Origin of the sequence: Bacillus cereus group sp. BfR-BA-01355 (assembly GCF_022663675.1) — a bacterium.
Taxonomy (GTDB): Bacteria; Bacillota; Bacilli; order Bacillales; family Bacillaceae_G; genus Bacillus_A; species Bacillus_A thuringiensis_S.
In genome coordinates, this window is the sequence record NZ_JAKUFY010000067.1 from 1 (window position 1) to 19,332 (window position 19,332).

Here is a 19,332-nt window from a genome sequence, read left to right on the forward strand (position 1 = left end):
ACCCTTTCCATTGTTTAAATGTTGGTGATTTTTTTCGTAAATCAACGATAACATCATAAATTGCCCCTTGCATAACTTGAATGAGTTTCGTTTGTGCTTTCGGTTTTTTTTGAAAGTGTAGTCCCCGAATCGTTCCTGCCTTAGCCGAATAAGATACGTTATCCTGTACAAATGAATACGTAATCCCTAATGTTTCTAGCACCTGCTTATTATAGCTTTCTGAAAAAAAGCCACGCTCGTCTCCAAACAACCTCGGTTCTAACAATTTTGCATCGATAAAATTTGTTTCTACGACTTTCATATTCTCACCTATTCTCCGTTAAACTGTTTCCCAAAATCAATATCCCGTGCTAACGTATTCGCCTTTTGAAGAGAAGCATGAGTTCCCGCATCAGTCCACCAGCCGCTCATTTCATTATAAGTAAGTACCCCTCGTTTTAAATACCAATTATTTATATCTGTAATTTCAAGTTCTCCCCGTGCAGAAGGTTTTAATTCTTTAATATAAGAAAAAACTTTCGAATCATACAAATAAATTCCCGTAACAGCATAAGAACTTTTCGGCTCTTTCGGCTTTTCTTCAATTTCAACTATTTTTCGGTTTTGAATATGTGCTACGCCAAATCTTTCGGGATCTTCTACAGATTGCAAGAGCACTTTCGCACCTTCTTTTTGATTTGCAAACTCTTCAACATACGGAAGAATATCATCTGAAAAAATATTATCCCCCAATATAACTACCATACGATCATTCCCGACGAAATCTTCACAAAGCCCTAACGCCTGTGCGATACCGCCCGCTTTATCTTGCACACGATACGTAAAGGACACGCCAAATTCATGACCACTCCCTAAGAAGCTAACAACATCCCCCATATGCTCTTTACCTGTAATAATCATAATGTCTGTAATATCGCATTGTTTTAGCTTATATACCGCATGATAAATCATCGGATACCGACCAACAGGAAGTAAATGTTTATTCGTTACTTTCGTTATTGGATATAATCTCGATCCAGTACCACCTGCTAAAATAATTCCTTTCACTCTGCATCTCTCCTTTATGATGGAGATAATATATCTTTGTAATGTTCTATAAACACTTGCCGGTACTTCTCATATGTATCCGCATCAAACTCATCCCCGTTGTAATGAATACACCATAAATTTGCTTGATTTGGGATACCGATTAAATAACCAGCCCTTTGAAACTCTAAAGACTGTGACACATCATAAAAGTGAAACCCTTGAAACAAATCTTCTCGCCACGGAATATCATACTGCGTTGCCATGAATAAACCATCAATTGCCTGAACTGACAAAAATGGTTGATTACCATAAAAAACCTGATCTAAATTTAATAATTGATAATTCTGTCTTCTGTATTCAATCACTTTCCCTACTAAATTTTTTCCTTCCCACCATATCCCGTTATTCGGTAAAAACTGAGCCCCAGCGACTCCTATTAAACCAAGCTTTTCATTTTCTTTAAAAAGAGATATAAGTGTAGAAAACATGTCTCGATTAATAAGATATGTATCTTGATGTATATACACTTTGTATTTCGCTGGATATGAAAGGGCTCGGTTGTATGCACTTGCCATACTTTGTGCATCTCGTATCGGAAAAATTTGTACGACATAGCCAGGGGGAACAAAAATGTTTCTGATTTGGCTCTCACATTGTTTGAAAAGCTCTTCATTATTTACACAAACAACAACTAATATTGTATGATCTTTCATTTTTGTCCCCCCTTTTATTCTTCCTTATTTACCTCTGACATATAGTGTTCCACAAATATTTCCCGATACTTCTCATAGTTCGTCATATTCACATCAAAATGATAATGGATACACCAAGCATCGCGCTGTACAGGTACACCGACTGTATATCCTGCTTTTTTAAATTCAAATGATTGAGATACATCATAAAAGTCAAATCCGTCAAATAAGTCTTCTCGCCACGGAACATCATATTGTGTCGCCATTAATAAACCGTCAATACATTCTACAGGAATAAATGTTTTTGATTCGTGATACGGTTGTTCTAAACTTGCCATATAAAACAAATCATTCATATAACCAATGACCTTTCCTACAATTCCACGCCCTTCGTTCCATACACCAGTTGGAGGAACATATTGCGCTCCAACCATCCCAATCATACCAAGGTGTTCATGTTCCTCAAATAATTGAAGTAATCCGTATAAAAAAGCTCTATTTATAATAAAAACATCTTGATGTAAATACACTTTATACTTCGCTGGATGCGAAATGGCTTGATTGTATCCACTCGTCATACTTTTCGCATTTCGAATCGGCATAAATTGGACAATATACCCTGGTGGTACTAACAATTGCAATATATGTCGCACGCAGTTTGCATACAATTTCCGATCATTTATACATGTAACAAATAATATTGTTTTGTCTGCAGCACTCATAATTGTGATTTTTCAGCTTCAATAATATACTGAAATACAACTGTCTCAGCCATGAAGCCACTTCCAAGACGATATTTTTTACAAATTCCATATAACTCCTCAATAAGTGGCTCATACATTTTATGATCAACATATACACGATCTACTTTACTAATAACATATCCTGCTTTTAAAAACATTCTTAGCATTTCATTAAATGTAAAGAAACGAATATGTGTTTTATCTAATAAACCATATTCTGTATACGTCCAATTTCCGGCAAGTAAGGGAGCTAATACTGAAATATGAGCAACGTTTGGTATACTTGCTAAAATCACACCATTTTGCTTTATATATGGCTTAACCTTTTCAATCACAGCCCATGGATCAAATAAATGCTCTAATACATCTCCAAATAGGATGCAATCAAATTGCCCCTCCTCATAAGGAAGATCTATTTTTTCTATATCCCCTAAAATAACATGATCTAGTCTTTCTTTCGCTTTTTCTGCAGCCTCTGGAAATGCCTCGATTCCTGATACACGTGTACCATTTTCTTTAATAGCTGCTCCCAATGTACCGCTCGAGCAACCAATATCAAGAACTTCTTTCCATTCCTTTTTTATATGCTTTAATAAATTCGGATTCGCTGCATTATAATAATGCTCGGATTTTTCTTCATATAAAGAACTTTTTTCGCGATTCATTTCACACACTCCTTATGCAAATTGAATTAGAAATATAAATCTCATATGAATTCTATAAAGTGCAGATTTTGTTCATCCCCCACTGATTATTAGCCCGCAAATAGCTTTATAAAATTTTTTATCTATATTGGTTTCGTTACTGATACTCTAATATATAACCAATCTATTAGAGTTAGAATAACGATAAATCATTTCTAAAAAACGAAACCTATTACGCTTTATATGGTTTATCAAAAACTCCCCGAAAATATTTACGGTTATATTCAATTGCAGCATTATTCGGAACATAAGAAGCTGCTAATTCATTGTAATAATACGCTTTATCCTGCTCCCCTAACCTGCTATAACAAATACACATTTGTAAATAGGGTAGCCATGTGTAGCTAGCTGGACTATGAAAAGGACTTTCCGTTGCCATTGGTACTTCCGTTGCAAGTTTAAACCAAAATATCGCTTCATTATATTTTTCTTGTTCCATATATATATATCCTATTCTTGTACAATTCTCTCCTCTAGGGACGTCATACCGAAACGACTTCACACAAGATTCGATTGCCTTCTCCCACATTCCGAGCTTCGCATAGCAATCTCCTAACTTACCACATGCATAAATTTTCTCTTCATACCATCCTTCGTCTTGATTAAGAAATGTTTCATAAAGAAGAACTGCATCATCATATTTTTGGTTATCCATAGATTCATTTGCGTAATAAAATAAATCCCTCGAACTCAATTCTTCCCCTGCAGCTACAGTATTTTGAAAAATTTTCAAATTACGATTTGTTACTTTTTTTTCTTTTTTATGTGTAATAGCAACTTTACTACTAAAAGTCTCACCAGCAATAGCTAAATACTCATGAACCTTTCCAAACCATTGAAATTGTTTTTCACGCTTTACAAGTCGATTTCTTTTTGTACAATATAAAGGTTTCCCGTTAGAATCCATCGCAAGATGATAAGGCATCGAAACAGCATCAAATTTAGGATCTAATTCTATTTTTAAGAGTTTCAATGCTTCTTGAGCATCTTCTAATAATACGTCATCTGCATCTAGCCACAATATATACTCTTGCGTCGCTTTTGAAAAAGAAAAATTTCTTGCTGCCGCAAAATCATCAATCCACTGGAAATCATATATGTTAGAAGTGTATTTCTCTACGATTTCTTTCGTTCGATCGACGGAACCTGTATCCACTACTATAATTTCATCCACAATTTTCTCAACTGTCTCTAAACAACGGGCTATTGTCTCCTCCTCATCTCGAACAATCATACATAAACTAATTGTAATTCCTTGCTTGTTCAACATAATCACCCTCTTCCAAATCAATCATATGTTATACATATACTAAACTTTCCATTTTTTTAAATTGTTCAAGTAGTTTAAGATTTCTTTTCAATAATTCAAATGTCCGTGTCATTTTCTTTCGGTTTTGCATCTACTATATAATGAACGCTTTATGGAGGTGAATTTATGTCAAATAATAATTATTCAAATGGATTAAATCCCGATGAATCTTTATCAGCTAGTGCATTTGACCCTAATCTTGTAGGACCAACATTACCACCGATACCACCGTTTACCCTTCCAACTGGGCCTACCGGGCCTACTGGACCTACCGGACCTACCGGGCCTACTGTACCTACGGGGCCTACCGGACCTACTGGACCTACTGGACCTACCGGGCCTACTGGACCTACTGGCGGAGGAACTGGAATAACTGGACCTACCGGGCCTACTGGTGACACTGGGGCTACTGGACCTACCGGGCCTACTGGTGACACTGGGGCTACTGGACTTACGGGGCCTACTGGTGACACTGGGGCTACTGGACCTACCGGGCCTACTGGTGACACTGGGGCTACCGGACCTACGGGAGCTACTGGACCTACGGGGGCTACTGGACCGACTGGACCATCCGGATTAGGACTTCCAGCAGGATTATATGCATTTAACTCCGGTGGGATTTCTTTAGATCTAGGAATTAATGATCCGGTACCATTTAATACTGTTGGATCTCAGTTTGGTACAGCAATTTCTCAATTAGATGCTGACACTTTCGTAATTAGCGAAACTGGATTCTATAAAATTACTGTTATCGCTAATACTGCAACAGTAAGCTTATTAGGAGGTCTTACAATCCAAGTGAATGGAGTACCTGTACCAGGTACTGGATCAAGTTTAATCTCACTTGGAGCACCTATCGTTATTCAAGCAATTACGCAAATTACGACAACTCCATCATTGGTTGAAGTAATTGTTACAGGACTTGGGCTATCATTAGCTCTTGGTACGAGTGCATCCATTATTATTGAAAAAGTTGCTTAATTTTTTACTTAGCAGTAAAACTGATATCAGTTTTACTGCTTTTTCAATTTCAAATTCAATCATGAAACATTCGTTAGCTACATAATCATATTGTTGTATGACATTTTGCAGGAGGCACAAATATGGAAAGTAAATCTGCTGTTCAGCTTTATCTCGAATTGCTAAAGAAAACAATTTTATTTGAAATATGGTTGGAATATGAGGCATACTTACCCGCATCTCTACATATTTCGAAAGAACTAGAATTCGAACCCGTTACAGTCCCCCTCCCTTTATTCATTAAGCAATATGCCGAAAACCATAACTTAAAAATTGTAAAACCAAATGTTTCAAAAAGTGAACGTCATGATGGAATGGATTGGCCAAGAGCAGCACATAGCATGATTGGTCGAGAACGTATGAACCAATTACAAGAGGCAATGGAAACCGTTGTTCGTGAAAATATAGAGGGAGATTTTATTGAAACAGGTGTATGGCGCGGAGGATCATGCATTTTTATGAATGGTTTTTTACAAGCAAACAACATTACGAATCGTACTGTGTGGGTCGCAGATTCATTTGAAGGTTTGCCAGCACCGAATCTAGAACAATATCCAAAAGATTACGGTGATTATTTACACACATTCGATTACTTACGCGTCTCTTTAGAACAAGTACAAGAGAATTTTAAAAAATATGATTTACTAAATGATCAAGTGAAATTTTTAAAAGGTTGGTTTAAAGATACTTTACCAACAGCACCAATTGAAAAAATAGCAATTGCACGGCTTGATGGTGATATGTACGAATCCACCATGGATGGTCTCATGAACTTATATGATAAAGTTTCTAAAGGTGGCTATATAATTATCGATGACTACGGGCTACCGCCATGCGCTGAGGCTGTGACAGACTTTAGAAAGCAACGAAATTTAAAAGCCCCTATTACTAAAATTGATGTATTTGGCGTTTATTGGAGAAAAGAATAAACAAGATTTAATCTATAGGAGATTCCATTTTCACTCATTCTTCTCTTACTTCTAATCCAATTAAGTATTTCTTTTGTGGAATCTCCTTACATATAACAATTGTTTTCCTTTGTTCTCTCACTACAAATTGAAAATTTTATTAATAGAGTGACTGCATATTCTCACACAAGAAAGGGGTATACTCATGAGCGAACTTAACAAAGAAATGACTTTACTCCCCCCTCCTGAACTCGTCCAATATGTAGGTGGCGACTTCAAAAAGGTGGGAAAAGAGTTCCTAAAGCATTTTATTCAAATTGGCGCTTTAAAATCAAATGAAAAAGTATTAGATGTAGGCTGCGGCGTCGGCCGAATGGCTGTACCATTAATGAATTACTTAAATGATGATGGAGCATATTATGGATTTGATTTGTTTAAAGATGGAATTACTTGGTGTCAAAATAACATTTCAACTATGCGTAATAATTTTCACTTTGAACATGTTGACATATACAATCAATTCTATAATCCAGAAGGAAAAGAAGATGCCTCTCAATATCGTTTTCCCTATGAAGACGGAACATTCGATTTTATCTTTTTAACTTCTGTATTTACACATCTTCTTCCAAAAGAATTAGAACATTACGTATCTGAAATTGTACGTGTATTAAAAAAAGACGGGAGATGTTTCATTACATTCTTTCTAATAAATCCTGAATCGTCCTATTATTTAAATGCAGGACAAAGTACATTAGGTTTTTATCATCGAATTGAAAATTGCTACGTTGTAAATAAAGATATTCCCAATTTTGCAGTTGCTTATCCTGAGACAGATATTTGCAATCTATTGAATAAGTATGGTCTAGAAATAATCAATAAGCCACATTATGGTTTATGGTGCGGCAGACCAGAATATACAAGTTACCAAGATATTGTTCTTACAAAAAAAAGCTTCTGAAAGGAAGTTATGTATGGCGAGTGAAAAAAATCTACCTCTCGTTTCTATCCTTATTCCCACTTATAATCGACCCCATTATTTCAAAATCGCTCTAGAAAGTGCATTGGCACAAACTTATTCAAATATTGAAATCATCATCGGAGATGATAGTACAAATGATGAAACAGCAACTCTAATCCATGAACAATACTTACCAAATTATAAAAATATAACATACATTCGAAATATCTCTACTCTAGGACAATTTCACAATGACCTTATGCTCATAGAAAAATCAAATGGTGAGTATATAAATTTTTTAATGGACGATGACGTGTTTTATAAGCATAAAATACAAAAAATGATGGCCTATTTTGAGCAAGATTCCAATAAAGATCTTGCTCTTGTTACTTCTTATCGAGTACGTATTGATGATCATGGAAATCTAATCGGCGATGCCCATCCAACACAAAAGTTATATAGCGAAGATACCCCATTAAACGGAATATTTTTAGGCGACTGGATGCTAAAGGCCGGCCACAACATTATCGGCGAACCTACAACTACTTTGTTTCGAAAGAACTTGCTCACTGAACCTTTTGGCACCCTTAAAGAGCGACAATATTCTTGTAGTGTTGATATGGCCTCATGGATTTCTTTACTTTCTAAAGGAAATGCAATATACATTTCTGAGCCTTTAAGTCAATTTCGCTACCATGCTGGACAACAAATACACAATAAACTACTTCAAGGTTGCGAAGATTTCACACACCTCGTTATAACAGCAAAAGAATATGGATTTTTACAAAATACTATAGACTATAGAACAGCTCTACTTAGTGCTTACAAATGGTGTAAAAGTTCCTTAAAATACTACCTTCATCAACTAGATATTTTTCCTGACGCACATGTACGTCTTGCCCATTGTTTGGATATAATTATTAAAGAGTTAAACAATTAAACTACTCTGCAAAATCAAAAGTGTATGGACTATATGTGAATCATTCGTATAGTTCATACATTCTTTCTCATACTATAAAATCCATTACTATAAAGAGCAGTAGAAAGGAATACCTACATTGAAAGATTCAAATTCTCAATATCAAATAGACTACGTATTACTATTTATTTTATTTGCCATTGGGATTGTTAGTTGTTGTGCTATTGCAAGTGCGCAAGCCTCCTTACCGCCATTTTTACAAAACGTCAATTTTGTACTCAAGCAAATCCAATGGTACTTCATTGGATTTATAGCCATTGGTGTTATTATGATTATCGATTTCGATCGTTATCAAAAAATTGCTTGGTATTTGTATAGCTTTGCAATGGTACTACTTATTGGACTAGAACTTCAAGTACCAGGTGCCGTTACAATTAAAGGCGCTACCGCTTGGTACAGGCTCCCAGGCATCGGAAATTTTCAGCCTTCTGAAATTATGAAATTGTTTTTAATTATCGTCATTGGACGAATTATAGCAAATCATAATGAGAAATATTTTTCCCAAACAATGCGTGACGATTTTTTATTACTTGGAAAAATATTTGCGACAAGCTTGCCACCACTACTACTTATTGCAAAAGAACCAGATTTAGGAAACACAATGGTCATTTCAGCGATGCTTGCAGCAATGATACTAGTTTCTGGCATACGATGGCGTTTTATTTTCGGATTAGTTTCAGGTACTTTCGTGGCTGGATCTACATTAATATATATTTTTTTTACTCACACAGATTTCTTTAAAGCACACATTTTAAAAGAATATCAATTAAATCGCTTCTACGGATGGTTGGCACCTTACAAATATGATGCGCAAGGCTATCAATTAAGACAAGCATTCTTAGCGACTGGATCCGGAGAAATGCAAGGAAAGGGGTGGGAAAATGGACAAGTATATTTTCCAGAACCACATACAGATTTTATTTTCACTAATGTCGCTGAACAATTTGGATTTCTAGGTGCAAGTGTCATTATTTCACTTTTTTTCTTACTCATTTTTCGAATGATTCATATCGCTTTAGAAAGTAATGACCCTTTCGGTAGTTACATTTGCGCTGGTACAATCGGAATGTTTACTTTCCAAGTATTCCAAAATATCGGGATGACAATCGGATTACTTCCCATTACAGGGATAACATTACCTCTTATGAGCTACGGAGGAAGTTCACTGCTTACATACATGATTGCGATTGGATTCATTTTAAATATTCGCTCAAGAACGAAAAGCTTTATGTTTAAATGAACAACACAAAAACGCTATATTTTTATCTCTATCCTTTTTTAGATATACTAATGAAAAATACGATGGAGGTTTAAATATGAAATATGACATTATAGGAGATATTCATGGATGCTTCCAAGAGTTTCAAAATTTAACAGAGAAGCTAGGGTATAACTGGAGTAGCGGTCTACCGATCCACCCTGAACAACGTAAACTTGCATTCGTTGGTGATATTACAGACCGTGGTCCTCATTCATTACGTATGATCGAAATTGTATGGGAACTTGTCATACATAAAAAAGAAGCTTATTACGCTCCTGGAAATCACTGTAATAAACTATATCGATTTTTCCTTGGACGTAATGTAACAATCGCTCACGGACTTGAAACAACTGTCGCTGAATATGAGGCACTTCCTTCTCATAAGCAAAACATTATAAAAGAAAAGTTTATCACTCTTTATGAACAATCACCACTCTACCACATACTAGATGAAAAAAAAGTAATCGTATGTCACGCTGGGATTCGGCAAGATTACATAGGAAGACGAGATAAAAAAGTACAAACCTTTGTATTATATGGTGATATTACAGGAGAAAAGCATGCCGATGGCTCACCTGTCCGTCGCGATTGGGCGCAAGAATACAAGGGGCAAGCTTGGATTGTATATGGACATACACCAGTAAAAGAACCTCGATTCGTCAATCAGACAGTCAATATTGATACTGGTGCTGTATTTGGTGGCAAATTAACCGGATTACGTTATCCTGAAATGGAGACTATCTCTGTCCCTTCTTCTTTACCTTTTGTCGCTGAGAAGTTCCGTCCAATTTCATAACTACCTTACTTAGCGAGAGATTACCGTATTATTTAGGCAGATCTCATATAAAACTAGGTAAAGTAATTAAAAAAAGATGCAATAAAGTGCATCTTTTTTTAATTACTTTACATATAATGTCGCAGGAGGTGACAGAATGAAGAAAAAATCTTCTAAACAAAAAAGAAAATTTCCCCCTTTATATCTGCCCATGTACGGAATTAACAACTGGTGTAGCATTCGGGCTGCAGCCATAGAAGAACTAGAAGAACAAGAGTCATCAAAAAAAAGCAAAGTAAAACCAACATATGTCTCTTTAGAAAATGCTGTGATGAACCACATAATCGATCGCAGAAAAATAAAGATGCAACAAAAAAATAAACAGCTCTCAAATCAAGATGAACAGGTACTACGTTCTAACCAAACAGAAGAAACGGCGGAAGAAAATAATTCTGTAGCAATAAATAAAAAAGTGGAACCAGAAATTCCAGCTGCTATTATAAACAAAGTAAAAAAAATAAAAGAAGCATTAGCTTCATCGAATGATATACAAACTGAAAAACCACTCATAATTGAGACACCTACACCTGAAAATACAAAAGTTAAAAGGGGCGGCCGATATGCATATGCGGAGGGGCTTCACTCTCATGCGGAGGGCATGGCAGCACATGCGGAAGGCTTATTAACACACGCAAAAGGTTCTTTCTCTCATGCAGAAGGATCCAACTCAAAAGCAACTGGACATAGTTCGCATAGTGAGGGAAGTGAAACGACAGCAGGCGGTGCTTATTCTCATGCGGAGGGTAAACAGACGACTGCTTTAGGCGAAGCAGCACACGCAGAAGGAACCGCAACTATCGCTAACGGCTCCTCTTCTCATGCGGAAGGTCATCATACATCAACAGCTCATTTTGCAGGTAGCCATATTATGGGGCGCTTCGGCACTGCAGAAGAAGCTTATTCCTGGTTTATTGCAAATGGTGCAAACGACACCGACCATAATATCGGTGCTAAATGGCTTGCCCATAATGGAGAAATGTATATTGAGGGCGCGTCTTACAATGCAAGCGGAACGGATTTTGCACAAATGTTTGAAACAGAAGGTCATAAACCTATTGATGTCGGTTATTTCGTTACATTTAGTAGCGAAGAAAAAATTCGGATAGCTACTTCACACGATTCGTTCATTTTAGGAATATCTAGTGCAACTCCTGCACTTATAGGAAATAGCGGGGCTTTAAGTTGGCAAAAACGCTATAAAACAGACAACTTTGGAAAACGCCAATATGTATGGACGGAATCAGAAGAAATACAACCTCTTTTAAATACAGAATGGGATCCAGCTTGCAAATATGTAGCAAGAAAAGATCGCGCCGAGTGGCTTCCTGTCGGATTAATTGGGCAAATGTTAGTACGTGATGACGGCACTTGCGAAACGCATGGATATTGTCGTCCAAATGACAATGGCATTGCTACAAAAGCCGAAAGTGGATTTTTCGTTATAAAGCGTACGCGTGAAAACCAAATTTTAATATTATTCCGCTAAGAAAAAAGGGAACAAAATTCTTTATAACATAAGAATTTTGTTCCCTTTTTAAGCATTCCTAAGTAACTCTTGCATATCGCTTGGAATCTTTATAGTGAAAGACATTTCTTTCTCTAAAATAGGATGATAAAACGTCAAAGATTTACTATGAAGTGCTTGCCGTTTCATTTCATCCCTTCTTCCTCCATATAAGTTATCACCAAGTAATGGATGTCCTATATGAGCCATATGCACACGAATTTGATGCGTTCTTCCTGTCTCAAGCTCCAGCGCTACATGTGTCTTATGATATGTACTATCAATTACTTTAAAATGAGTAACTGCCCTTTGTCCATCCTCACAAACCGTTCGCTCAATAATGCTATCAGATTTCCGACCAATTGGTGCATCAATCATTCCTTCTCGTTCTACCATCTCACCGTGAACAATTGCTTCATACGTTCGTTTCACAGCTTTTTGTTGATGCTGCTTCGATAAAAGATGATGCACGAAACGATTTTTTGCAATAAGCATAAGCCCTGAAGTATCACGATCTAACCGTGTTACAATGTGTACTGTACTTGCAAGATGCTGCTTATCATAATGAGATAAAAGCGCATTGGCAACACTCCCTGTCGGATGTTCCCTAGATGGAATCGTTGACATGTTCGCCTCTTTATTAATGATAAGAACCGCATCATCTTCATATACAATGCATAAAGGGATATCTTCTGCAATCATCCCTTCACTTCTTTCCTCCACTGGAAAAAAGATGCGTAATTCTTCACTAGCGCGCAACTGATGACGAACACTCGCATGTTGACCATTTACTTCAATTGCCCCGCCGTGAAACTTTATATCCGTTAAAGCGGCTTTAGAAATACCTTTCGTTTTCAAAAATTCCCTAACTAAAGTACTCTCTTCAGCCAGTCCTATATCCCATTTCAATGTAAATCTGTTCAAATTTATAACCCTTTCTATTTATCTGCAACAAACGAGTCACGAACTCGTTTCCAGAACGGGAACGGGCGGAAACGAACAAATCGTACTTTCTCGTTTGCGACGCGATACTGGATTGATTTCACATCTTGATGAACCATCGTTAAATGATCCACTGTAATTTGTAAGTTCATTCCTGCAGCTGGCTTTAACACACATGTATGGTGCTTCGGCAATACGAGTGGCGATCCCACAGTACGAAACACACGATTGTTAATGGACGCCATTTCTGCAATTTGAATCGCTTCAATAGAAGGGTGAATAATTGCTCCGCCAAGCGCTTTATTATATGCAGTACTTCCTGAAGGAGTAGAAATACAAAGGCCGTCCCCGCGGAATGTTTCAAAATATTCTCCGCGTATTTCTACTTCTGTTACTAATGTACCTTCTGCACTTTTTACAGTCGCCTCATTCATCGCCAAATACTGTGACTCTTTACTTCCATTCACATAGCGAATAATCACTTCTAAAAGCGGATATTCCACCACTTGGAATGGTGTTTTCGCAATCGCAATTACTAATTTCTCTACTTCTGTCGGTAACCAATCTGCATAGAAACCTAAATGTCCTGTATGTACACCAACAAATGCTGTTTCATCCAATCGATTATAATAACGATGAAACGCATATAAAAGCGTTCCATCTCCCCCAACAGAAATTACAATATCGGGTTCCTTTTCATCCATTGTAAATCCAAAATCTAACAAGTACTCTTTCATCGTGCTTGCCAGTGTATCTGATGATTGATCTCCCTTTGACATAATTGTAAATTTCATCGCCCAACACCCTTTAGTTTATGATTCGGAATCTTTCGTTTCTTGCTTTCTTGAAAAAGCCTTCTGCGCTTCTTGAATCTCAAGACGAATAGAAGACATTTCTTCATCTAATAAAAACGCCGCTTCCGCTGCACGTTGCAAGCGTATTTTAATATCTTCAGGAAAACGTCCACTATATTTATAATTTAAAGAATGCTCAATTGTTGCCCAAAAGTTCATTGCTAACGTGCGTATTTGGATTTCTACCAATACTTTTTTTTCTCCCTGAATCGTTTGAACGGGGTAACTAATGACAACGTGATAAGAGCGATAGCCGCTATCTTTCTTTTGCGTGACATAATCACGTTCTTCCACGATTTCAAAGTCATTTCGTTTTCGAAGATATTCTACAACAGGCTTAATCTCATCAACAAATTGACACATCATTCGAAGGCCCGCGATGTCTTGCATATCTTCTCTCAGCCGATCTAGCGGTACATTTCTCTTCTCCGCTTTATCAATAATACTAGCAACCGACTTTACCCTTCCTGTTACAAACTCAATTGGAGAATGCTCTGTCAACATTGCAAATTGAGTACGCATTCCTTTTAGTTTCACTTTCAGCTCTGCCACCGCTTGATGGTAAGGTGCTAAAAATTCTTCCCAATTTCGATTCATTTCAACCACCACCAAAATCAATCCATTTGCTTATAGAAATACTTTTTCTACAGCAGTTACTAGTTCTTCTCCGTAATTTGCATTACCTTCAATATTTTCAACTAAATATTCTACTTCTTCTTTTAAATTTTCTAATTCCATTTCAACGTCATTCACACGAACGAACATTACTATATCGTTATTCATCGCTTCATGCATTGCTTCCCAGCATGTGTGCGGAATACTTACATAAATGAAAGATGATTCGTTTTCTAAAATATATAAAAATGATAAATTGTCTGAGTCTACAAGTACGTGATTACGCGCACTTAACTCCTTTACCTCTATTTCATTATTTTCCGCACAAAAAATAAGCGCATTCTCTCTCTTTTCTACGCTCTTAACTTGAATTTTATTTTGCATGCTCTAACTCCTCCATCTCAACTTCCTGTCTTACTTAACAGTATTATTGTATCATAACATGGACGCAAACAAATAAAACATTGAACCAAATTTATGAAAAAGCGATAATGTGTAAAGAATTATTTTTTAAAAGGAGCGCGCATACAATGACACAAGAAATTGAAATTGAATTTAAAAATATTGTTACAGAAGAAGAATTCGATACATTATGTAAATCATTCTCTATTGAAGCATTTACGAAACAGGTGAATCACTACTTTGAAACACCGGGCTTCTCGTTAAAAGAAGCCGGCTCTGCACTTCGTATTCGTCATAAAGGAGAAATTTATACATTAACATTGAAACAACCTGCAGAAGTCGGGTTGTTAGAAACGCATCAAGTCGTAACAGAAGACGAAGCAAGAATGATGATGGAAACAAACGTAATCATTCCAGGGGCTGTAATGGATCAACTACACAAATTACAAATTCCTGTTTCCACTTTAACTTATATGGGTAGTTTAACAACTGAAAGAGCCGAAGCATTATTTAAAGGCGGAACGCTTGTCTTTGATCATAGTTTCTATTACAATCACGATGATTATGAAATTGAATTTGAAGTGCAAGATGAAGAAACAGGAAAAGCTGCATTTATTCATTTATTAACGCAACATAACATACCTGTTCGTCATACAAATAACAAAGTAAAACGCTTTTTCCTTGCCAAACAAAACAAAGCACGCTAAAGTGAAAATTCCACTAGTGAATATGTTTCACTAGTGGATACATCTTACTAAAAAAGTTTACACCCGTAGAATAAGCAAAGAATGTTTGAGAAGGCTGTTTATTTGCCCTCTCGAACATTCCATTGCTACAATAGATATACATTTCATGGAAAAAGGAGTTTATAAAGGATGAGCAAGCAACCGATGACACCATTTGAAGCAATTGGCGGTGAACAATGCATTGCAATATTAGTAGATACATTTTATTCCTATGTCAGTAAACACCCTGACTTATCTCCCATCTTCCCGGAAGATTTAACAGAAACCGCTAGGAAGCAGAAGCAATTTCTAACACAATATTTAGGTGGTCCTAATTTGTACACTGAAGAACATGGTCATCCTATGTTAAGGGCACGCCATCTTCCGTTTGAGATTACTCCAAAACGAGCAGAGGCTTGGCTATCATGTATGGAGCAAGCAATGGATGATACTGGAGTGCATGGTCATATAAGAGAGTTTGTTTTTGAACGTTTAGCATTAACCGCTCAGCATATGGTTAATACTCCAAACGAAACAGGTGAAGTGTAATGGATAAGCAGGAAGCAAAGCATATAAATATGCCATCTCCTTCCGCATGCGAGCATAAGTCTGTAGAAGCATATTTATTTATTGATCCACTTTGTAAAGATTGCTGGGAAATTGAGCCTTTTATTATTAAACTATGGCTTGAATACGGGAAATACTTCTCTATTCGTCATATCGTAACAGGAAAAGTGGATGGAACGAACGCTTCCTCACACAAATGGAATAAACCTGCTAATATTCGATTTGTGTGGGAAAAGACAACAAGTTTACAAGGTTTTTCATGTGATGGAAAGGTACATATGCAAGAAGCATCGTCAACACCATATTTAGTTTCGATGGCAATTAAGGCGGCGGAGTTGCAAGGCCGAAAAGCAGGTTCGAAGTTTTTGCGAAAACTCCAAGAATACATTTTCCTTGAAAATGTATCAAACCCTGACTGCGAACTATTACTTGCATGTGCGAAAGATAGCAATATTGATGTAGAAGAATTTAAAAAAGATCTACATTCTGCTAGTGCAAAAAAAGCTTTCCAATGTGACTTGAAATTCACGAATGAGATGCATATTACAGAAATACCCTCCCTCGTCTTTTTTCATGCGAACTCAGATGAAGAAGGTATTAAAATCGCTGGAAATTATTCCTACGATGTATACGTACAATTATTGAAAGAACTTGTAAAATGTGAAATTGAGCCAGAACCATTACCACCTTTAGAAGCATTACTAGAAGCAACACAATTTATATCTTCAAAAGAAGTAGCATTTATTTATGACTGTCCGCAGCAAGAAATTGAGCGCGAACTTAAAAAATTACAACTGAAACGAAAAGTACAAATGATTGAAGTAAAATGCGAACGTTATTGGAAATGGATAGCAAAAGAAAAAGACCTGGTGTAAACACCAGGTCTTTTTCTTTACGGCTTATAAAAATATTAAAGGGGATGGGAGAAATTTTCACGTTCAAACAAAGGGGTATATGTTTGTATGTGAATTCGTTCACGCTTATTATATTACAAGATTCGACGCCAGATGACAACCCCTTTTGTCGAAATTCACACTTTTGTCACATTCTAAACGTTTTCATTTTTGAATAAGCTATAAAAAAGGTCATTTAGGGGGGTTATTTATGAAAAAATCTTATATTGCTCTTCTCTTTCTAGCTGTCATCGTTTCTTTTTTCTTGTACATCCTCTCTCTACTACAAGCTTTTCCTAAAATTATTGCCTTACCTCTTTTATTTGGAATCATCGTTATCACTCTCTCTTATTTCAATCATAAAAAAAGATTCAAAGGGTTTTAATTTCAAAAATCAGCTGTAAAACTATCCTTTCAGTTAGAAAAACAAAGAAATTCACCTTATTTTTTCGACAAATATCGACATTGAATTTATTCAACAAAAAAGACGAGGATACAATCTCTCGTCTTTTTTCATTACTTTTCTTCAAATAATAATGCTTCTAATTCATTTAATTTCTCTTCAAATACTTGTAGTGCCTCTTTTACTGGTTCAGGAGATACCATATCTACTCCTGCTTTTTTCAGCACTTCAATTGGATAATCAGAGCTTCCTGCTTTTAAGAACTCGTTAATATAACGTTCTACTGCTGGTTGTCCTTCTTCTAAAATCTGTTTAGATAGAGCTGTCGCTGCACTAAATCCTGTTGCGTATTGATATACGTAATAGTTGTAGTAGAAGTGCGGAATACGAGACCATTCTAAACCAATCTCTTCGTCGATTACTAAAGCGTCACCGAAATATTTCTTATTTAAATCGTAGTAGATTTCCGTTAGCATGTCTGGCGTAACAGCATGTCCTTCTTGTACTTTCTTATGAATAATATGTTCAAACTCTGCAAACATCGTTTGACGGAATACAGTACCACGGAATCCTTCTAAATAATGATTTAATAAATATAGACGCTCTTTCTTATCTTCTGTCGTTTTTAATAAATAATCATTTAGAAGCGCTTCATTACAAGTTGATGCCACTTCTGCTACGAAGATGGAATAATCACCATATACGTGCGGTTGTGTTTTTCTTGTATAGTAACTATGCACCGAATGACCAAACTCATGAGCAAGTGTAAATAAATTATTTACATTATCATGCCAGTTCATTAAAATATACGGATTTGTTCCATATGCACCAGATGAATATGCCCCGCTTCGTTTTCCTTTATTCTCATACACATCTACCCAGCGATTTTCATATGCTTCTTTCAAAATATCAACATATTCATCACCAAGTACGTTTAAAGATTTTAATAAAAGGTCTTGCGCTTCTTCGTATTTCACATTCATTTTCACTTCTGGTACAAGTGGTGTATATAAATCATACATATGAAGCTCATCAAGTCCTAATGCACGCTTACGAATATCGATGTAACGGTGTAATAAATGTAAGTTGTCATTTACCGTTTCAACAAGTTGATCATATACTGCTTCCGGAATATTATTATTGCTTAGTGCAGCTTGGCGAGCAGAATCATATTTACGAACACGCGCATTGAAATTATTACGTTTTACTGCTCCGCTTAACGTACTTGCGAATGTATTTTTAAATTTCCCGTACGTTTCATATACAGCTTTAAATGCATCTTCGCGAACACGGCCATCATCACTTTCTAAAAACTGAATGTAACGACCATGTGTAATTTCTATTTCTTCTCCGTCTTCACCTTTAATAGATGGGAATTTTAAATCCGCGTTATTCAACATACCAAATGTATTGCTTGATGAACTCATTACTTCAGATGCTTCCGCTAATAAAGCCTCCTCAGCTTCTGATAATACGTGCGGGCGTTGACGTGTAATTTCTTCTAATGCATGTTCATATACACTTAAATCTCTATTTTCCTTCAAGAATGTTTGCAGTGTATCTTCTGAAACCGACAAAATTTCAGGTACAATATACGCTGTGCTACTAGATACTTGTGAATATAAATTTGTTGCGCGATCATTTAATGCTTGATATACAGAGTTTGTTGTATCTTGATCGTAACGCATATGAGCATATGTATATAGCTTACCTAATCGCATTGAAATTTCGTCTTCATATTGCAATGCCTCAAGTAAATTGTCCGCAGAGTCACCAAGTTTCCCTTTAAATTCAGTTAACTTCGGTAATAGCTCTTTAATAGCTTGGAATTCTTTTTCCCATTCTGCATCTGTTTGGAAAATATCTTCTAATCGCCACGTACTTGCTTCTTCAATCTCATTGCGATCTGGTAATGTTTTCGCTTTGTTTTGTTCAGACATTCTTTAAGCCCTCCTTTAATTATCTCTACTTAAGTACAATTCGTTTTTT

The 19,332-nt window shown here is 36.3% G+C and carries 22 protein-coding genes; 11 read left to right on the forward strand and 11 right to left on the reverse strand.

Annotation, left to right across the window (positions count from 1 at the left end; all coding sequences use genetic code 11):
• From MR167_RS20225 to MR167_RS20250, 6 genes are all read right to left on the reverse strand, one after another.
• Nucleotides 1–301, reverse strand: a 301-nt coding sequence (locus MR167_RS20225; RefSeq protein ID WP_242315329.1) for a dTDP-4-dehydrorhamnose 3,5-epimerase family protein, incomplete at its 3' end; no start/stop codon positions are given.
• 8 nt (nucleotides 302–309) lie between these two features.
• On the reverse strand, nucleotides 310–1,047 hold the full coding sequence (locus MR167_RS20230) for a sugar phosphate nucleotidyltransferase (RefSeq protein WP_000676159.1): 738 nt from the start codon (nucleotides 1,045–1,047) through the stop codon (nucleotides 310–312).
• Nucleotides 1,048–1,061: 14 nt separating this feature from the next.
• Nucleotides 1,062–1,742 (reverse strand): glycosyltransferase family protein, encoded by a 681-nt coding sequence (locus MR167_RS20235; protein WP_000651525.1) that lies wholly within the window; start codon nucleotides 1,740–1,742, stop codon nucleotides 1,062–1,064.
• 14 nt (nucleotides 1,743–1,756) lie between these two features.
• Nucleotides 1,757–2,443 carry a glycosyltransferase family protein gene (locus tag MR167_RS20240; RefSeq protein ID WP_001271181.1) on the reverse strand — a complete coding sequence of 229 codons (687 nt, stop codon included), beginning with the start codon at nucleotides 2,441–2,443 and terminating at the stop codon, nucleotides 1,757–1,759.
• Nucleotides 2,440–3,129: a class I SAM-dependent methyltransferase gene (locus MR167_RS20245; RefSeq protein ID WP_001078436.1), complete on the reverse strand. Its 690-nt coding sequence runs from the start codon at nucleotides 3,127–3,129 to the stop codon at nucleotides 2,440–2,442. Before MR167_RS20245 ends, MR167_RS20240 begins: the two co-directional genes overlap by 4 nt.
• A gap of 211 nt (nucleotides 3,130–3,340) precedes the next feature.
• The gene (locus MR167_RS20250) at nucleotides 3,341–4,438 is read right to left on the reverse strand and encodes a glycosyltransferase (RefSeq protein WP_000932911.1); all 1,098 of its coding nucleotides are present in this window, start codon (nucleotides 4,436–4,438) and stop codon (nucleotides 3,341–3,343) included.
• 165 nt (nucleotides 4,439–4,603) lie between these two features.
• Here MR167_RS20250 and MR167_RS20255 point away from each other — a divergent pair, with 165 nt between their 5' ends.
• The 7 genes from MR167_RS20255 (at nucleotide 4,604) to MR167_RS20285 (ending at nucleotide 11,924) form a co-directional block, all read left to right on the forward strand.
• The gene (locus MR167_RS20255) at nucleotides 4,604–5,458 is read left to right on the forward strand and encodes a BclA C-terminal domain-containing protein (protein WP_242315330.1); all 855 of its coding nucleotides are present in this window, start codon (nucleotides 4,604–4,606) and stop codon (nucleotides 5,456–5,458) included.
• Between the two features lie 122 nt (nucleotides 5,459–5,580).
• Nucleotides 5,581–6,426, forward strand: a complete 846-nt coding sequence (locus tag MR167_RS20260; protein ID WP_000444387.1) for a TylF/MycF family methyltransferase — start codon at nucleotides 5,581–5,583, stop codon at nucleotides 6,424–6,426.
• A gap of 184 nt (nucleotides 6,427–6,610) precedes the next feature.
• Nucleotides 6,611–7,363, forward strand: a complete 753-nt coding sequence (locus MR167_RS20265; RefSeq protein WP_001292844.1) for a class I SAM-dependent methyltransferase — start codon at nucleotides 6,611–6,613, stop codon at nucleotides 7,361–7,363.
• Between the two features lie 13 nt (nucleotides 7,364–7,376).
• The gene (locus tag MR167_RS20270; RefSeq protein ID WP_000135606.1) at nucleotides 7,377–8,303 is read left to right on the forward strand and encodes a glycosyltransferase family 2 protein; all 927 of its coding nucleotides are present in this window, start codon (nucleotides 7,377–7,379) and stop codon (nucleotides 8,301–8,303) included.
• Nucleotides 8,304–8,421: 118 nt separating this feature from the next.
• Nucleotides 8,422–9,582, forward strand: a complete 1,161-nt coding sequence (locus MR167_RS20275; RefSeq protein ID WP_000655325.1) for an FtsW/RodA/SpoVE family cell cycle protein — start codon at nucleotides 8,422–8,424, stop codon at nucleotides 9,580–9,582.
• 76 nt (nucleotides 9,583–9,658) lie between these two features.
• Nucleotides 9,659–10,399, forward strand: coding sequence for a bis(5'-nucleosyl)-tetraphosphatase PrpE (prpE, locus tag MR167_RS20280; protein WP_000872690.1), 741 nt, complete (start codon nucleotides 9,659–9,661; stop codon nucleotides 10,397–10,399).
• Nucleotides 10,400–10,535: 136 nt separating this feature from the next.
• Complete coding sequence (locus MR167_RS20285) at nucleotides 10,536–11,924, forward strand: peptidase G2 autoproteolytic cleavage domain-containing protein (RefSeq protein WP_016077970.1); 1,389 nt, start codon at nucleotides 10,536–10,538, stop codon at nucleotides 11,922–11,924.
• A gap of 48 nt (nucleotides 11,925–11,972) precedes the next feature.
• Here the strand turns inward: MR167_RS20285 and MR167_RS20290 are convergent, their stop codons facing one another.
• Genes MR167_RS20290 through MR167_RS20305 form a run of 4 tightly spaced genes read right to left on the reverse strand, consistent with a single transcriptional unit; the run spans nucleotide 11,973 to nucleotide 14,737 of the window.
• Nucleotides 11,973–12,866 (reverse strand): RluA family pseudouridine synthase, encoded by an 894-nt coding sequence (locus MR167_RS20290; RefSeq protein ID WP_001079127.1) that lies wholly within the window; start codon nucleotides 12,864–12,866, stop codon nucleotides 11,973–11,975.
• 14 nt (nucleotides 12,867–12,880) lie between these two features.
• Nucleotides 12,881–13,678, reverse strand: coding sequence for an NAD kinase (locus MR167_RS20295; protein ID WP_000673196.1), 798 nt, complete (start codon nucleotides 13,676–13,678; stop codon nucleotides 12,881–12,883).
• An 18-nt stretch (nucleotides 13,679–13,696) separates the two neighbouring features.
• Nucleotides 13,697–14,335: a GTP diphosphokinase gene (yjbM, locus tag MR167_RS20300; protein WP_001081480.1), complete on the reverse strand. Its 639-nt coding sequence runs from the start codon at nucleotides 14,333–14,335 to the stop codon at nucleotides 13,697–13,699.
• 30 nt (nucleotides 14,336–14,365) lie between these two features.
• Nucleotides 14,366–14,737: a UPF0738 family protein gene (locus tag MR167_RS20305; protein ID WP_001179996.1), complete on the reverse strand. Its 372-nt coding sequence runs from the start codon at nucleotides 14,735–14,737 to the stop codon at nucleotides 14,366–14,368.
• Nucleotides 14,738–14,883: 146 nt separating this feature from the next.
• Here MR167_RS20305 and MR167_RS20310 point away from each other — a divergent pair, with 146 nt between their 5' ends.
• From MR167_RS20310 to MR167_RS20325, 4 genes are all read left to right on the forward strand, one after another.
• Nucleotides 14,884–15,462: a CYTH domain-containing protein gene (locus tag MR167_RS20310; RefSeq protein WP_000191102.1), complete on the forward strand. Its 579-nt coding sequence runs from the start codon at nucleotides 14,884–14,886 to the stop codon at nucleotides 15,460–15,462.
• A 168-nt stretch (nucleotides 15,463–15,630) separates the two neighbouring features.
• A complete protein-coding gene (locus MR167_RS20315; protein ID WP_000043386.1) occupies nucleotides 15,631–16,029 on the forward strand; it encodes a globin domain-containing protein in 399 nt (132 codons plus the stop codon).
• A complete protein-coding gene (locus tag MR167_RS20320) occupies nucleotides 16,029–16,922 on the forward strand; it encodes a ClpXP adapter SpxH family protein (protein ID WP_000360643.1) in 894 nt (297 codons plus the stop codon). Before MR167_RS20315 ends, MR167_RS20320 begins: the two co-directional genes overlap by 1 nt.
• A gap of 229 nt (nucleotides 16,923–17,151) precedes the next feature.
• Nucleotides 17,152–17,325: a hypothetical protein gene (locus tag MR167_RS20325; RefSeq protein ID WP_000750354.1), complete on the forward strand. Its 174-nt coding sequence runs from the start codon at nucleotides 17,152–17,154 to the stop codon at nucleotides 17,323–17,325.
• Between the two features lie 131 nt (nucleotides 17,326–17,456).
• Here MR167_RS20325 and pepF read toward each other — a convergent pair whose 3' ends face one another.
• The gene (gene pepF, locus MR167_RS20330) at nucleotides 17,457–19,283 is read right to left on the reverse strand and encodes an oligoendopeptidase F (protein ID WP_106103831.1); all 1,827 of its coding nucleotides are present in this window, start codon (nucleotides 19,281–19,283) and stop codon (nucleotides 17,457–17,459) included.
• Nucleotides 19,284–19,332: the final 49 nt, after the last annotated feature.

Bases quoted from the DNA above. Each gene is read 5' to 3' on its own strand.
- MR167_RS20235 (WP_000651525.1), bottom strand. From the start codon at position 1,742: ATGAAAGATCATACAATATTAGTTGTTGTTTGTGTAAATAATGAAGAG.
- MR167_RS20240 (WP_001271181.1), bottom strand. From the start codon at position 2,443: ATGAGTGCTGCAGACAAAACAATATTATTTGTTACATGTATAAATGAT.
- MR167_RS20245 (WP_001078436.1), bottom strand. From the start codon at position 3,129: ATGAATCGCGAAAAAAGTTCTTTATATGAAGAAAAATCCGAGCATTAT.
- MR167_RS20250 (WP_000932911.1), bottom strand. From the start codon at position 4,438: ATGTTGAACAAGCAAGGAATTACAATTAGTTTATGTATGATTGTTCGA.
- MR167_RS20255 (WP_242315330.1), top strand. From the start codon at position 4,604: ATGTCAAATAATAATTATTCAAATGGATTAAATCCCGATGAATCTTTA.
- MR167_RS20260 (WP_000444387.1), top strand. From the start codon at position 5,581: ATGGAAAGTAAATCTGCTGTTCAGCTTTATCTCGAATTGCTAAAGAAA.
- MR167_RS20265 (WP_001292844.1), top strand. From the start codon at position 6,611: ATGAGCGAACTTAACAAAGAAATGACTTTACTCCCCCCTCCTGAACTC.
- MR167_RS20270 (WP_000135606.1), top strand. From the start codon at position 7,377: ATGGCGAGTGAAAAAAATCTACCTCTCGTTTCTATCCTTATTCCCACT.
- prpE (WP_000872690.1), top strand. From the start codon at position 9,659: ATGAAATATGACATTATAGGAGATATTCATGGATGCTTCCAAGAGTTT.
- MR167_RS20285 (WP_016077970.1), top strand. From the start codon at position 10,536: ATGAAGAAAAAATCTTCTAAACAAAAAAGAAAATTTCCCCCTTTATAT.
- MR167_RS20295 (WP_000673196.1), bottom strand. From the start codon at position 13,678: ATGAAATTTACAATTATGTCAAAGGGAGATCAATCATCAGATACACTG.
- yjbM (WP_001081480.1), bottom strand. From the start codon at position 14,335: ATGAATCGAAATTGGGAAGAATTTTTAGCACCTTACCATCAAGCGGTG.
- MR167_RS20305 (WP_001179996.1), bottom strand. From the start codon at position 14,737: ATGCAAAATAAAATTCAAGTTAAGAGCGTAGAAAAGAGAGAGAATGCG.
- MR167_RS20310 (WP_000191102.1), top strand. From the start codon at position 14,884: ATGACACAAGAAATTGAAATTGAATTTAAAAATATTGTTACAGAAGAA.
- MR167_RS20315 (WP_000043386.1), top strand. From the start codon at position 15,631: ATGAGCAAGCAACCGATGACACCATTTGAAGCAATTGGCGGTGAACAA.
- MR167_RS20320 (WP_000360643.1), top strand. From the start codon at position 16,029: ATGGATAAGCAGGAAGCAAAGCATATAAATATGCCATCTCCTTCCGCA.
- MR167_RS20325 (WP_000750354.1), top strand. From the start codon at position 17,152: ATGAAAAAATCTTATATTGCTCTTCTCTTTCTAGCTGTCATCGTTTCT.
- pepF (WP_106103831.1), bottom strand. From the start codon at position 19,283: ATGTCTGAACAAAACAAAGCGAAAACATTACCAGATCGCAATGAGATT.